This is a genomic window from Rhodoblastus acidophilus (assembly GCF_009720655.1).
GTDB classification, from domain to species: domain Bacteria; phylum Pseudomonadota; class Alphaproteobacteria; order Rhizobiales; family Beijerinckiaceae; genus Rhodoblastus; species Rhodoblastus acidophilus_A.
Genome location: NZ_WNKS01000006.1, coordinates 87,291 through 100,529, shown reverse-complemented (window position 1 = coordinate 100,529; position 13,239 = coordinate 87,291). Strand labels below are relative to the sequence as shown.

The window sequence follows — 13,239 nt, the reverse complement described above, 5'->3', positions numbered from 1 at the left end:
ATGCCAAGCAATTTTGGGCGGGTCAATCGCCCAAAAAGCCTCCGCTCTGGCGCCGCCACAGCTGCGCATAAAGCCCGTCGCGCGCCAGAAGCTCCGCATGCGAGCCATCCTCGACAATCCGGCCCTTGTCCAAAACAATCAAACGGTCGAGATGCGCGATGGTCGAGAGGCGGTGCGCGATGGCGAGCGTCGTGCGGCCGCGCATCAGCTCGCGCATTTCCTGCTGGATCGCCGCCTCCACCTCGCTGTCCAGCGCGCTGGTCGCCTCGTCGAGCACCAGGATCGGCGCATCCTCCAGGATCACCCGCGCGATGGCGATGCGCTGGCGCTGGCCGCCCGACAGTTTGACCCCGCGCTCGCCGACCTGGGCGTCAAAACCGCGCGCGCCGTCCTGATCGTAAAGGGATTCGATAAAACTTTCGGCATGGGCGCGCCGCGCCGCCTCGCGCAGCTCCTCCTCCGAGGCTCCGGGGCGGCCATAGCCGATGTTCTCCGCGATGGTGCGATGCAGCAGGCTGCTGTCCTGCGTCACCACGGCGATGTGGCGGCGCAGGCTGCGCTGCGTCACGGTCGAAATGTCCTGGCCGTCGATCAGGATCTTGCCGGACTTGAGATCGTAAAAACGCAGCAGCAGGTTGACCAGCGTGCTCTTGCCCGCGCCGCTGCGGCCGATCAGCCCCACCTTCTGGCCCGCCGGGATCTTCAGGTGGAGCCCGTGCATCACCGTCTCGCCGCCATAGTCGAAGGTGATGTCGTGGAACGCGATGGTCCCGCCGTCCGGCTTCACCGTCAGCGCCGTGGCGTCGGGGCGGTCAACCACGGACCACGGCTTCGTGATGGTCTCCATGCATTCCTCGACCCGCGCCAGGCACTCGAACACGACGGTGGATTCATGGCGAATCCATCCGGACATGTTGACGAGCTGCCAGACCATCGGGATGACCATCACCGCCACGCCCGAGGAAATGCGGCCCTCCTGCCAGTACATCAGCGCCAGCGTCGGCGCCGAGATCATCAGCGCCACATTCATCACCGTATGGGTCGCGCCCATCCGCCAGATGCGGTCCAGCGCCTTCGTGAAACTCGCGCCATGCGCCTCCATCTCGGCCTGTGTCGCGGCGGCTTCCTCGCGCTCGCGGGCGAAAAGTTTCACCAATCCGATGTTGGCGTAGACGTCGTTGACATGGCCGACCAGCCGCGAGTGGTCGCGATTGTGCGCGAGCTGCAATTTTCGCGCGCCGGGCAAAAAATAAAACAGCGAGCCGATATAGGCGATGAGCCACAACACCACCGGCGTCGCCAGCCACAGATCGAAATGCATCATCGTCCCGACCACGGCGAGCGAGAAAAACCCGCAGTACCACAGCGCGCTCATCACGCTGCGCAGGGGATCGCGCAGGGCGCCGCCGCCCTCGATCACCTTGCTGGCGATGCGGCCAGCGAAATCATGGGCGAAATAGGCCATGGAATGGCCGAGCGTGTAGCGCGCCAGCTGCAGGCGGATCAGGTTGTTGAAGCGCGGCGTGTAGATGTGGTCGTAGAGGAACCACATCACCATCATGCACAGGCCCCAGCCGACCAGGATCGGCAGCGCCGTCGTCCACAGCCAGGGATGGGCGAGCACGTCGCGGGCTTCGCCGGAGGCGTTGATGTCGTTGACCAGCCAGCCGATCATCAGCGGGATCATCGCCTGGCCCGCCGCGACGCAGGCCTCCAGCGTCAGCAGCACCAGCAGCAGGCCCTTGATCTGACGGACAAAATGCCAGACGAACGGCCAGAGTTCGGAGGGCGGCGGCCCTTTTGGCGCGCCTTCGAGATTGATATGGAACGGCATGGTTTTCGAAGGTGAGGGGAGACGGCCCCCTTGCGGGAAGGCGCTGGCGGAGGCGCGTGGCGTCGCCCCCGATGTTGACGCAAGACGGGAGGGAATTACGCCGCTGTTTTTGAGCCCAATGTCAATTTGGCGATGAAACCGGAACGTGTTTCTCCGGCCGCTTTGGCCATGGCGTCCAGCCGGTTCAGCACGCGTCGGGGCAGCGTGATGTTGACGCGTTCGATGGAATCGTCAAGCAAAGCCGGATCGACGGCGACGATCGCCAAAATCCAGCCGGCGAAACGTGGATCGGCGCGCAAGCGCTCGATGCCGGATGGGCCGGGAATCGCCTGGTTGTGGTCGAGCGCGCTGTCGATCCAGGCCGCCACGGCTTCCTCGGCGTTGGCGATCGCCTCGTCCAGGGTGTCGCCGGCCGAAAAGCAGCCCGGAAGATCTGGAACGATGACGCCGAACGCGGAGGTCTCGGTCCCCGGCTCGATCGCGATGGGATAACGCATCATCTCAACCCTCCAGGCCCGCCTGCTTGCGGATCGCCGCGACCAGTCCTCGGCCGAGATCCTTCTTCGGATGGGGCACAGTCATACGGTTTCCGCAAGATCGCTTCGCGATCCGCGAAAACGAAATCGCGCGGAAATCCTTCGGGCGAAGGGCGGATTTCCGCGCGAGCGGAATACGATTTCCGAACTGATCCTTCGGAAATCGTATCACATGTCCCGCGTGGTCAGGATGCCGAAAGACGTGATGCGACCCGCGAATTCGGTCCAGGACCCAACCGCGCGCCTTGAGCTCACGGATCAGGTCGGCGCTCTTCATCGTGTGTATGATATGCATGAAAGGTTTGGCGCACAAGGCGGCGCGGGGCAGAATTCCGGTGGGCCGCTCGAAGCGTTGCGCGCACGTCGGTTCAAGCGATAATGGAGCTTTCCTGTTATGGGAACGCCAATGGCCAATCTCGATCAACTCATGCAGGCGCTGGCGGTCGTCGCCATTCTGCTCTACCTGCTGCCCCGCTTCGTCGGCGGCCGCGTCGGGGCGGCGCTGCCGCGCATCGCCGCCGCCGTCCTTCTGGCCGCCATCATCATCGCGCTCGTCCAGACCTTCTTCTGGTTCTCGAAATAGAGCGTTTTCAAGCGAAGCGGACGCCCGTGGACGCGCTCGGGGCGGCGGGAGCGTCGCGTCCCCGCCGCTTCGCGCCCTCAGGCGGCGCGGATCGACGCCAGGAAGGCGTCGACTTCCGCGCGCAAAAGGCCCGCCTGGCTCGCCAGCTCTCCGGCGGAGGCCAGAATCTGGTTGGAGGCGCTGGAGGATTCCCGCGCCGCCTGGAGGACGCCGCCGATATTGTCGGTCACCTGCCGCGCGCCCGATGACGCCTCCTGGACATTGGCGGAAATTTCGCGGGTCGCCTCGCCCTGCTGGCTGACCGAGGCGGCGATGGACTGGGCGATCGCCGCCGCCCGTTCCGTGGCGCGCACCACCGCCGTGATGGTTTCCGAGGCGCGGTGGCTGGTGGCCTGGATGTCGGTGATCTGCGCGCCGATTTCGGCGGTGGAGCGCGCGGTCTGTTCGGCCAGGCCCTTGACCTCCTGCGCCACCACGGCGAAGCCCCGGCCCGCCTCGCCGGCGCGCGCCGCCTCGATGGTGGCGTTCAGCGCCAGCATGTTGGTCTGGCCGGCGATGTCGGAGATCACGTTGACGATGCCGCCGATCTTTTCGGCCGCCGCCGCGAGCTCGCGCATGCGCGCGTCGGTGCGCTCGGCCTGCTCCGCCGATTCCTGCGCGATCTGTTGCGATTGCCGCACCTGCTCGTCGATTTCCCGGACCGAATAGGACAATTGCTCGGTGGCGGAGGCGACCGAGCCGATATTGCCGGAGGAGGCCTCCGAGGCCGTGGCGACGGCGGCGGCCTGGGTCGCGGCCTCGGCCGCCGAATCGCTCATGATGCGGGCCGTGGACTGGAATTCCTCGGCCGCGCGCGACACGCCGCTGACGATGCCGCTGACGGAAGCCTCGAATTTTTCGGCGAGCTGCGCGGCCACGGCGCGGCGCTGCGCCTCCTGGCTGGCGCGGGCGGCGTCGGCCTCGGTCTCCAGCTCCCGGCTGTGCAGCAGATTGGCCTTGAACACGTGCAGGGCCTGGGCCAGGGCGCCGATCTCGTCGCCGCGCTCGTCGCCGCCGATGTCCACGCTGGAATCGCCCTTGGCGAGTTTTTGCAGCGCATCGATGGCGCGGCGCAGCGGCGTGAGCAGGCCAAACAAAAGCGCGCCGCCGACGGCGAGCGCCAGCGCCACGGTGAACACCATGGCGCCCCCCACAATCTTGCGGCTGAAGCTGGCGATGTCCTCCTCGGCCGCCTGTTCCCGGGCGGCGGCGGCGAGATTGTAGTCGAGATCCTTGGCGACGATCTTGATCAGCTTGTCGCGGGCGGCGGCGTCGCCATTGTTGAAGGCGTTCATCGCGCCGGTCATGTTGCCGGAGCGGGCGATGTCCTGGGTGTCCAGGGCGGACTGGCGGAACGCCGGCCAGGCCGCGGCGAATTCGGCCATCAGCTTTTCGTGTTCCGTGCCGGCGTCGACCAGCTTGCGGTAGGTCGCCAGCGCCTCATCGACCTTGGCCGCCGCCTTGGCCATGTCGTCCTCGACCTGTTCGGCGCCGAAGTTGGCGGCGATGGCCAATATGCCATTGGCTTCGGCGTTGCGGTAAGCGTTCACCGAGGCGCGCAGCAGCGAGGCGCGGTACACCGAGGGAAGCCGGTTCTTGCTGATGATGGCGGCGGTTTCCTCCATCTTCGCCATTTGCGTCAGCGACAGCGCGCCGAGCCCGGCGACGACGACCAGCAGCACGGAAAACGCCGCGATGATTTTGACGCGCGCGCTGATGTTCCGCCATAACGAATTGATCACTTTTCCGCCTCCCAGATCCGAACTCTTGGCGATCGGCCGGCAGGCTAGGCGGGCAAGGTTGTGCTGGGCTTGCGGGCGGATTTTTCAGGGACGGTCGCGCGGCCCGGCCGGAGACGGGCCCCGGCTCTTGAGACATGATACGATTTCCGAACGATCAGTTCGGAAATCGTATTCCACTCGCGCGGACATCCGCCCTTCGCCTGGAGGATTTCCGCGCGATTTCGTTTTCGCGGATCGCGAAGCGTTCTTGCGGAAACCGTATGACTGGAGGTTGCGTAAAATAAAGCCGGTGAAACAGAGGCTTGAGATGCAATCTTGAAGTTGTGAGTCCGCCAGCGGCGGCGCATCCGGCGAGACCCGTTTCGCCGGATGCGCGGGGCTCGGGCTCAGCCGATGATGTGCTTCTCGATCTCCCAGACCGGCATTTTGGTGAAATCCTTGTCGATTTCGGCGATGATTCGCGCCTTCACGTCGTCGTGCAGGGCTTTGCGAACGTCCGCGAGGGTTCGGGCCGGGGCGGCGATCACCAGCGCCGGGGCGTCCCGCTCGCGCACGACCGTTTCCAGCGCCGCGGCGGCGTGCTGCGCGAACTTGTGCTCCTCGATGTCATGCCAGTCGGTGGTCTCGACCGCGCTGCGGGCGCTTCCCGAACTCACGCGGCCCGGACGATCGCTGCCCTGCTCGCGCGTGGCCGGATTCGGCTCGTCCGCCAGAACGCGCTCGGTGACGAAATTGGCGTAAACCTCGTCCCCTTCATTGCGCAGAAAAAGGGCTTTCCGGCCATCGCCGACAAAGACGAAGGCGTCATGGGGAACTGCGAGCTTGGTCACGGCTATCGACTCCTGTTCGGAAGGATTTTTTCGCATGACGGCGAAAAACCCTTCCAGTCACGAGTGAACCCCCGGCGTCACGGAACCGCCATGATGCGCGTCAAGATTTCGCCACTTTGAGGCTCGGCTGCGGCGGCTTGGGCGCCGCGGCGCGGGTGGCGAGGAAAATGCTGGCGAGCGCCACGAGATAGACCGCGACCTGCATGCCGGAGGGCTGATCGACGTAACCGAACAGCACATGCAGCACGCGCCCCAAAATGCCGTCGTCGGGCAGCAGCGCGGAGGTGTTCCACAGCGTGCGCGACCAGGCCTCCACGAGCCCCGCCTGCTGGAGATAAACGACGCTCTGCGCGGCCATGCCGGCGGCGAGGAAGGTGATCAGCGCCGTGGTGACGCCAAACAGGGTTTTGGCGGGAATTTTGACCAGACCGTAGAACATCAGGGCGGACAGGCCGGCGCCGAGCGCCACGCCCGCCGCGCCGCCCGCCAGCATCGCGCCCAATGTCTCCTTGCCGGAGGCGGCGACGCCATAGAGGAACAGGACCACCTCGGAGCCCTCGCGCAGCACGGCGACGGCGACGACAATGGCGAGCGCGGTCAAATCCTTGCCGCCCTCCGCGACTTGCTGGCCGACGCCGCGCAGCTCCGCCGCCATTTCGCGGCCGTGGCTCGCCATCCAGACGTTGTGCCAGGCGAGCATGCAGGCGGCGACGATCAGCACGGCGGCGTTAAAAACCTCCTGGCCCATGCCTTCGAGCGCGCCGGCGATCTCCTTGGCGAAAATCGCGAGCAGGCAGGCGCCGAGCACGCCCGCGCCCACGCCGCCGGCGACGAAAAATCCGCGTCGCGGCACCCCACGGGTGACCGCCAGCACGATGCCGACGATCAGGCCGGCCTCGATGACCTCGCGAAAGACGATGATGAGCGCGCCGAGCATTGTGTTTCCCTGTCACGCGGCGTTGCGCCGCCTTGATCCCGACGATGCAGGAAGCGGGCCGCCGGGGCAATGGACCTGCCCTCAGTTTGGAAGAATTCCAAACTGCGGCGTCATACGGTTTCCGCAAGATCGCTTCGCGATCCGCGAAAACGAAATCGCGCGGAAATCCTCCGGGCGAAGAGCGGATTTCCGCGCGAGTGGAATACGATGTCCGAACGGACCGTTCGGACATCGTATCATACGGTTTCCGCAAGATCGCTTCGCGATCCGCGCAACCGAAATCGCGCGGAAATCCTCCAGGCGAAGGGCGGATTTCCGCGCGAGTGGAATACGATGTCCGAACGGACCGTTCGGACATCGTATCACGCCGGCCGTCGCAGGCGCTCGATCAGCCAGCGCCCGGCGGGGCCGGGGGGCGAGGCGGCGCGATAGACCACGTTCATCGGCGCGCTCGAGAAGGTCGGGGCGTCCGCGATCTCCAGGATCTTGAGCCTGCCGTCCTCGAGTTCGCGGGCGATGGCGTGGCGGGGCATCGAACCCCAGCCGAGGCCGCTGAGCAGGAACGCCTGCTTGGCGTAGAGGTCGGCGAGCCGCCAGGTGGTGGGCGAGAGCACGCCATATTCGCGCTCCGGCGCGGCGCTGTTGCGCTCGGTGAGGACCAGCTGGACCTCGGCGGCGAGGTGTTCGCGGGTGATCGGCCCGTTGATGCAGGCGAGCGGGTGGGTCGGCGCCGCCACCATGACGATTTCGACGCCGTAAAGCGGTTCGCTGGCGCAATCGCCGGGAATCGGGGTGGGGCCGATCACGGCGAAACTGGCGCGTCCGTCGAGCACGGGTTTGAGCGCGCCGCCCAACACTTCCACATAAAGCCGCAGCGGCGTCGCCGGAAACGCGTCGCGGAAGTCGGCGGCGGCCTCGGCCATGGCCTGCACGGGAAAATAAACGTCCATGACGGCGCAAAGCTCGGCCTCCACCCCCTTTTTCATGCCGTGGGCGCGAAAATTGAGCTTGTCGGCGGCGCCGGCGATGGCGCGGGCGTCGGCGAGCAGCAGTTTTCCCTCGCGGGTGAGCGTCGGCGAGCGCGCGCTGCGATCGAACAGGGGAACGCCGGTCTCCTCCTCCAGCCGGCGGATCAGGTCGCTGACGGCGGATTGCGCGCGTCCCAGTTTGCGCGCCGCGGCGGAAAACGAGCCGTGTTCGGCGGCGGCGATAAAGGTGCGAATCTGGTCGAGGGAGAAGCGGTCGCGCATTCTATCTGAATATCCGATGGATTTTATCACAAACTAACGGCTGGACGGTGGGGCCGCAAGCCGGCAGAGTCTCGGCCAAGGCGAACGTCAATCGCCGGATTTTGAGAGGTCACGACATGAAAGCCATTGTTTTCGCCGCCGCCCTGCTGGCCGCCGCCCCCGCGCTCGCCGACAGCGCCAAATCCGTGAAGGCGGGGACCTACACGATCGATTCTCCGCACAGCGAAGTGCTGTTCTCGGTGTCGCATTTCGGTCTGTCGAATTTTTCCGGCGTCCTCTCCGGCGTCGAGGGAACGATGAAGCTTGACCCGGCCAAGCCGCTCGACACGCAGCTTGAGGTTTCCGTCGCCACCGGGACGGTTTCGACGCCGGTGGACAAACTCACCGGCGAGCTGCGCGATCCCGAATGGTTCGACGCCGCCAAATTCCCCAAGGCGACCTTTGTCTCGAAAAAAGTGACGCAGACGGGCGCGGAAACGGCCGACATCGCCGGCGAACTGACCCTGCGCGGGGTCACCAGGCCCGTGACCCTGCACGCAAAATTCGTCGGCGCCGGGCTGAACCCGATGAAGAAGGTTTATACGGTTGGTTTCGACGCGACCGGGGTCATCAAGCGCACCGAGTTCGGCGTGTCGAAATATGCGCCGATGATTGGCGACGAGGTCACGCTGACCATCCACGCCGCCTTCGAGGCCGCGAACTGAGATGACGCCATATTCGCGCGGCGCGGTCGCGCTGCACTGGTTGAGCGCGTTATTCGTGCTCGCGGCGATCGGCGTCGGTCTTTATATGAAGAACGCGCCGCTGCCGCCCAAAACCATGTTCGCCCTGTTCCAGCTCCACAAGAGTCTTGGGGTGACGGCGCTGGGGCTGGCAGCGTTGCGGCTGGTCTGGCGGGCGACGCATCGTCCGCCGCCGCTGCCGGAGGCGCTCGCGCCCTGGGAGCGGACGGCGGCCCATGCCGGCCATGCGCTGCTTTATGTGCTGCTGATCGCGGTCCCGGTCAGCGGCTGGGTCGTGGTCTCGGCCTCGCCGCTCAAGCTGCCGACCGTGCTTTACGGCGCGATTCCCTGGCCGCACCTGCCGTGGTTTTCGACCCTTGAGGACAAGAAGGGTTTGGAGCCGCTGTTCAAGGCGATCCACGACACCGGGGCCCTTGTCTTTATCGCGGTCATCCTGGGACATGGCGCGGCGGCGGTGCGGCATGCGGTGAAGGGCGATGTGCCCCTGGCGCGGATGGGCTTTTCGTTTCGGAGGAAACAGCGTTGAAATTCGATGTCACGAAGGACGCCACGCCCTTCTCCCCTTGCGGGAGAAGCTGGCGCGGAGCGCCGGATGATACGATTTCCGAAGGATCAGTTCGGAAATCCTATTCCGCTCGCGCGGAAATCCACCCTTCGCCTGAAGGATTTCCGCGCGATTTCGTTTTCGCGGATCGCGAAGCGATCTTGCGGAAACCGTATGAGGGGTTCGTCCCTCCCAAGCGCACCCCCTCATCCGTCTCGCGCCTCGCGCGAGCCACCTTCTCCCGCAAGGGGAGAAGGATGAGCTTTGTCCTGCTGGCGCTCGCGCTGTCCGGCGCGGCGCCCATGGCCGACGCCGCGGAATGGAAGGTTTTGGCGCCGAAAAGCGCCCTGACCTTTACCGGGACTCAGATGGGCGAAAAATTCACGGGCGCCTTCTCCCGGTTCGACGCCCGGATCAGCTTCGACCCCGAGCATCCCGAATCCGCGAAGATTGCGGTGACCGTCGATCTCGCCAGCGCCACGACCGGCGACCGGCAGCGCGACGGCGCCTTGCCGGACAAGGACTGGTTCGACGTGGCGAAAACGCCGAACGCGACCTTCGTCGCCACCGAGGTCAAGCGCGCGGAAAAAGGGTTTGTCGCCACCGGCGATCTCACGCTGCGCGGCGTCACCAAGAAAATCGTGCTGCCGTTCAGCCTCGACATCGACGGCCGGACGGCGCGCGCACGCGGCCATGCCGATTTGCTGCGCAACGAATTTGGGGTCGGGCAGGGGGATTACGCCAGCGACGCCTGGGTGGCTTTCGCGGTTGGCGTCGATGTCGATCTGACGGCGGAACGTGCGGATTGAGGCGCCGGCGGCAACGCCCCCAGCGTGCAGGAGGCCCGGCCCGAGCGCTTGAGCGTCTTGCCCGCCGAGGCGACCTTCAAGAGATAGGCGCCTGAAAAATCGAATTCCTTGATTTTTCGCGTCTTCAGCACGAGATCGATCTCGAAGGGAACCTCTGCCGGCCCGCGCAGCCACAGGCGCAGATCGGGTTCGTCGAGCCAATGTTGGGCGACGTTGCCGGCGTCCAGGTCGAAGCCCAGTTTCGGCAAGCCGTCGCCTTTGAGGTCGAGTCGGCCCTGCGCGCCGCTCAGGCTCGATGCGCTGCCGACCGCGGTCTGAAAACTGAAATGCAGAGTGCGGTCGTCAATATCGCAGGTCAGCGTCGCGGTGGCGCCGACCTGCTGGATCGATCCGAAAAACAGCAGCGCCGCCCAGGCGCTGCGACGGTTCAGGACATCTCCCCGATGTGCTTTTGCGCGTAAAGCTGCACGCCGATCTGCTTGATCAGCTCAAGCTGGGTCTCGAGGAAGTCGATGTGCTCCTCCTCGTCATGGGTGAGCTGTTCGAACAGGTTTTGGGTGACGCGGTCGTTGACCGACAGGCAATAGGCGGCGGCTTCGAGATAGAGCGTGCGCGCATCGGTTTCCGCCGCCAGATCGGCGCGCAAAATTTCTTCGATGTTTTCGCCGATTCGCAGGGCGTTCAGCTCCTGCATGTTGGGAAAACCTTCAAGGAACAGGATGCGCGCCGTCACCTTGTCGGCATGCTCCATCTCTTCGATGGATTCCTTGCGCCACTTTTTCGCCAGCTCGCGATATCCCCAATTGTCGAGAATGCGATAGTGCAGCCAATACTGGTTGATTGCGGTCAACTCGCTGCGGAGGGCCTTGTTCAAATAGTCGATCACTTTGGCGTCGCCGCGCATCCTCGCCTCCTCAATATCGTCTCATAACGAGTGTATCGGCTGGAAGGTTCGCGGCAAGCGGGATTTTTCGGCGCCGTTGCATTTGAAAACACCGTCTTGCTCAGGCGCAAGCCTCCATGCCGGGCTCACGCGCCGCGTGTTCGTCGCCGCAGCAGCGCGAGTCGAGCGCCGCGCGAATGTTCCGCACGCATTTGCCGCATTTGGGGGCGCGGCCGAGCCCGCGGAACACGTCAGCGGGTCGCTCGGCCGGAGCCCCGCACGGTTTGGAGGCGCCGTGCACGTCCCGATCAGAGATGACATTGCAGGAACAGATGATCAATTCCGAACCCTCGCCTTGTTCGTCAACGCAGCCAGAATGCCAGCGGCCGCGCTTGTCGCAAACGAAAATGGCGTAGTTTGGAAAAATTCTAAAAAGCCCGCTTCGCGACGCCCGCTTGCGCGGGTTTTTGAGCACAGGCCCGGAGGGCTCGCCTCCGGGCGGAGGATTTTTATCTTTCTAGATCAAAATAGTAGCCCTCATCCTGAGGAAGCCGCCAAAGCCCGTGGCCAGACGGGCGTCTAAAGACGCCCTTTGGCGGCTGTCTCGAAGGACGAGGGCGGTCCACGCGTTTGTCGGCAGTCTGAGCCCGGAGGGTTCGCCTCCGGGCTCAAAATTACTGGAAGATCGCCAGCGCTTTTTGCAGCGTCTGCCAGACGCCCCAGGCCAGCGGGATGCCGACCACGCTCCAGGCCAGCGCGGTCTTTATGCCGAATCCGCCGCCGCCGATGCCATAGGTCCCGAGCGGACCCGAGGGAATCGCCTGCGCCGCCGCCAGCTTTTCCGATTCGTCCTCCGGCATCAGATATTTGGGGTTCACAGGCCGCACCAGAGCGTTGCAGATCAGCCCGACCACGAGGAATCCGGCGAGGATGTAGAGGGTGGCGTCATAGAGCCGGTCCGCCGGCACGCCCGCCGCCTTGTTGAACTCGCGGATGTAGTTGACGACGACCGGGCCGACGATGCCGGCGGTGGACCAGGCGGTGAGCAGCCGTCCATGGATGGCGCCGACATAAGCGGTGCCGAAAATGTCGGCGAGATAGGCCGGCACAGTGGCGAAACCGCCGCCATACATCGACAGGATGACGCCGATGGCCAGCACGAACAGGGCCTTGTTGCCGGTATGCGCCAGGGTCGGCGCCGCCGCATAAAGGGCGATGCCCAAGCCGAAAAAGATGAAATAGGTCGCCTTGCGTCCCAAATGGTCGGACGAAGAAGCCCAAACAAAACGCCCGGCGATGTTGAACAGCGAGAGCAGGCCGGTGAAGCCGGCGGCGATCACGGCGATCTTCGCCTTGTCCCCGGCGTCGAGCGCGGCAAAACCCAGCTCCGGCTTGCCGATCAGGCCGCCGCCAAAAATTTCCTGGAGCATGGGCGAGGCCATGCCGATGACGCCGATGCCAGCGGACACGTTGAGGCACAGAACAAGCCAGATCAGCCAGAATTGCGGCGTCTTGTGCGCGTCGCGCAGATGGACGTTGCCGCTGGAGATCAGCTTGTTCCTGCGGACGGGCGGGGTCCAGCCGTCCGGGCGCCAGCCGTGCGGCGGCACGCGATAGCCCAGCGCGCCGCCGAGCATGTAGAGAAAATAGACGCCGGCCAGCACCACAAATGTTTGCCAGACGCCGACGCCGTCGGCGGATTTGAAATGGTTCATCAGCATGGCCGCGAGCGGCGAGCCGATCATGGCGCCGCCGCCAAAGCCCATGATCGCCATGCCCGTCGCCATGCCGCGCCGATCCGGGAACCATTTGATCAGCGTCGACACGGGCGAGATATAGCCGAGGCCGAGGCCGATCCCGCCGATGATGCCCGGGCCAAGCCACAGCAGCCACAGTTGGTGCCAATAGACGCCGAGCGCGCCGAGCAGCAGGCCGCCGGCCCAGCAGAAGGCCGCGACGAGGCCCGCCTTGCGCGGTCCCGCGCGCTCCAGCCAGCCGCCCCAGAGCGCGGCGGAGGAGCCGAGCAGGACGAAGAACAGGGTGTACATCCAGCCGAGATCGGCCACTTTCCAGTCGCAGCTGGTGGTGAACAAAGCGGTCAGCAGGCCGGTGTCGGCGGGGCAGGCGACGGCTTTGGTGACGCCGATGGACTGCGACAGCGGCAGCCAGAACACCGAAAAGCCATAGGCCATGCCGATGCACAGATGGATGGCCAGCGCGGCCGGCGGGACCAGCCAGCGATTGAATCCCGGCTTGGCCACGGTGTATTCGCGGTCAAGCCAATGCGGCGCCGGCGGGGCGCCGGCGTGTGTCGTCGCAGTCATTGCTTCCCTCCCATAGCGGCCGGAATTTTTTGCTCCGGTCCGAATTTCGATGTTCGATGAAGGCCTCGACCTTCTCCCTCTCCCCGCGAGCGGGGAGAGGGCAGGGGTGAGGGGGAGTACGGTATTAGCCCCGGCGTTGGAGCCAGCGCTCGAGTCCCCCTCACCCTCTCCCCGCTCGCGGGGAG

14 protein-coding genes are annotated in these 13,239 nt (G+C 65.2%); 4 read left to right on the top strand and 10 right to left on the bottom strand.

The features are described 5' to 3' along the window. Positions 1 to 22 precede the first annotated feature (22 nt). From GJ654_RS09160 to GJ654_RS09150, 3 genes are all read right to left on the bottom strand, one after another. On the bottom strand, positions 23 to 1,834 hold the full coding sequence (locus GJ654_RS09160) for an ABC transporter ATP-binding protein (RefSeq protein ID WP_155445853.1): 1,812 nt from the start codon (positions 1,832 to 1,834) through the stop codon (positions 23 to 25). Positions 1,835 to 1,929: 95 nt separating this feature from the next. Further along, the gene (locus GJ654_RS09155) at positions 1,930 to 2,334 is read right to left on the bottom strand and encodes a type II toxin-antitoxin system HicB family antitoxin (RefSeq protein WP_210350817.1); all 405 of its coding nucleotides are present in this window, start codon (positions 2,332 to 2,334) and stop codon (positions 1,930 to 1,932) included. A gap of 1 nt (position 2,335) precedes the next feature. After that, positions 2,336 to 2,665, bottom strand: a complete 330-nt coding sequence (locus tag GJ654_RS09150; protein ID WP_210350816.1) for a type II toxin-antitoxin system HicA family toxin — start codon at positions 2,663 to 2,665, stop codon at positions 2,336 to 2,338. 111 nt (positions 2,666 to 2,776) lie between these two features. On the opposite strand from GJ654_RS09150, the gene GJ654_RS09145 reads away from it, so the two are divergent. Beyond that, the gene (locus tag GJ654_RS09145; RefSeq protein ID WP_155445852.1) at positions 2,777 to 2,953 is read left to right on the top strand and encodes a hypothetical protein; all 177 of its coding nucleotides are present in this window, start codon (positions 2,777 to 2,779) and stop codon (positions 2,951 to 2,953) included. A 77-nt stretch (positions 2,954 to 3,030) separates the two neighbouring features. Here GJ654_RS09145 and GJ654_RS09140 read toward each other — a convergent pair whose 3' ends face one another. The 4 genes from GJ654_RS09140 to GJ654_RS09125 form a co-directional block, all read right to left on the bottom strand. Continuing rightward, on the bottom strand, positions 3,031 to 4,734 hold the full coding sequence (locus GJ654_RS09140; protein WP_155445851.1) for a methyl-accepting chemotaxis protein: 1,704 nt from the start codon (positions 4,732 to 4,734) through the stop codon (positions 3,031 to 3,033). Between the two features lie 386 nt (positions 4,735 to 5,120). Beyond that, on the bottom strand, positions 5,121 to 5,564 hold the full coding sequence (locus GJ654_RS09135) for a host attachment protein (RefSeq protein ID WP_264586178.1): 444 nt from the start codon (positions 5,562 to 5,564) through the stop codon (positions 5,121 to 5,123). A gap of 100 nt (positions 5,565 to 5,664) precedes the next feature. After that, positions 5,665 to 6,501 (bottom strand): FTR1 family iron permease, encoded by an 837-nt coding sequence (locus GJ654_RS09130; RefSeq protein WP_155445849.1) that lies wholly within the window; start codon positions 6,499 to 6,501, stop codon positions 5,665 to 5,667. 362 nt (positions 6,502 to 6,863) lie between these two features. Next, positions 6,864 to 7,751 carry a LysR family transcriptional regulator gene (locus tag GJ654_RS09125; RefSeq protein ID WP_155445848.1) on the bottom strand — a complete coding sequence of 296 codons (888 nt, stop codon included), beginning with the start codon at positions 7,749 to 7,751 and terminating at the stop codon, positions 6,864 to 6,866. 116 nt (positions 7,752 to 7,867) lie between these two features. On the opposite strand from GJ654_RS09125, the gene GJ654_RS09120 reads away from it, so the two are divergent. The 3 genes from GJ654_RS09120 to GJ654_RS09110 all read left to right on the top strand — a co-directional run bounded on the left by GJ654_RS09120 (position 7,868) and on the right by GJ654_RS09110 (position 9,847). After that, entirely contained in the window at positions 7,868 to 8,455 is a 588-nt protein-coding gene (locus GJ654_RS09120) for a YceI family protein (protein WP_155445847.1), read from the top strand. 1 nt (position 8,456) lies between these two features. Continuing rightward, complete coding sequence (locus GJ654_RS09115; RefSeq protein WP_155445846.1) at positions 8,457 to 9,020, top strand: cytochrome b; 564 nt, start codon at positions 8,457 to 8,459, stop codon at positions 9,018 to 9,020. Positions 9,021 to 9,295: 275 nt separating this feature from the next. After that, positions 9,296 to 9,847 (top strand): YceI family protein, encoded by a 552-nt coding sequence (locus GJ654_RS09110; protein ID WP_155445845.1) that lies wholly within the window; start codon positions 9,296 to 9,298, stop codon positions 9,845 to 9,847. Here GJ654_RS09110 and GJ654_RS09105 read toward each other — a convergent pair. The 3 genes from GJ654_RS09105 to GJ654_RS09090 all read right to left on the bottom strand — a co-directional run bounded on the left by GJ654_RS09105 (position 9,775) and on the right by GJ654_RS09090 (position 13,054). Continuing rightward, positions 9,775 to 10,095 (bottom strand): hypothetical protein, encoded by a 321-nt coding sequence (locus GJ654_RS09105; protein ID WP_155445844.1) that lies wholly within the window; start codon positions 10,093 to 10,095, stop codon positions 9,775 to 9,777. The genes GJ654_RS09110 and GJ654_RS09105 overlap by 73 nt on opposite strands. Positions 10,096 to 10,274: 179 nt before the next feature. Then, entirely contained in the window at positions 10,275 to 10,751 is a 477-nt protein-coding gene (gene bfr, locus GJ654_RS09100; protein WP_155445843.1) for a bacterioferritin, read from the bottom strand. Between the two features lie 653 nt (positions 10,752 to 11,404). Beyond that, positions 11,405 to 13,054 carry an OFA family MFS transporter gene (locus GJ654_RS09090; RefSeq protein WP_155445841.1) on the bottom strand — a complete coding sequence of 550 codons (1,650 nt, stop codon included), beginning with the start codon at positions 13,052 to 13,054 and terminating at the stop codon, positions 11,405 to 11,407. Positions 13,055 to 13,239: the final 185 nt, after the last annotated feature.

Coding starts and splice junctions, on each gene's coding strand:
- GJ654_RS09160 (WP_155445853.1), bottom strand. CDS start 1,834: ATGCCGTTCCATATCAATCTCGAAGGCGCGCCAAAAGGGCCGCCGCCC.
- GJ654_RS09155 (WP_210350817.1), bottom strand. CDS start 2,334: ATGATGCGTTATCCCATCGCGATCGAGCCGGGGACCGAGACCTCCGCG.
- GJ654_RS09150 (WP_210350816.1), bottom strand. CDS start 2,665: ATGCATATCATACACACGATGAAGAGCGCCGACCTGATCCGTGAGCTC.
- GJ654_RS09145 (WP_155445852.1), top strand. CDS start 2,777: ATGGCCAATCTCGATCAACTCATGCAGGCGCTGGCGGTCGTCGCCATT.
- GJ654_RS09130 (WP_155445849.1), bottom strand. CDS start 6,501: ATGCTCGGCGCGCTCATCATCGTCTTTCGCGAGGTCATCGAGGCCGGC.
- GJ654_RS09125 (WP_155445848.1), bottom strand. CDS start 7,751: ATGCGCGACCGCTTCTCCCTCGACCAGATTCGCACCTTTATCGCCGCC.
- GJ654_RS09120 (WP_155445847.1), top strand. CDS start 7,868: ATGAAAGCCATTGTTTTCGCCGCCGCCCTGCTGGCCGCCGCCCCCGCG.
- GJ654_RS09115 (WP_155445846.1), top strand. CDS start 8,457: ATGACGCCATATTCGCGCGGCGCGGTCGCGCTGCACTGGTTGAGCGCG.
- GJ654_RS09110 (WP_155445845.1), top strand. CDS start 9,296: ATGAGCTTTGTCCTGCTGGCGCTCGCGCTGTCCGGCGCGGCGCCCATG.
- bfr (WP_155445843.1), bottom strand. CDS start 10,751: ATGCGCGGCGACGCCAAAGTGATCGACTATTTGAACAAGGCCCTCCGC.
- GJ654_RS09090 (WP_155445841.1), bottom strand. CDS start 13,054: ATGACTGCGACGACACACGCCGGCGCCCCGCCGGCGCCGCATTGGCTT.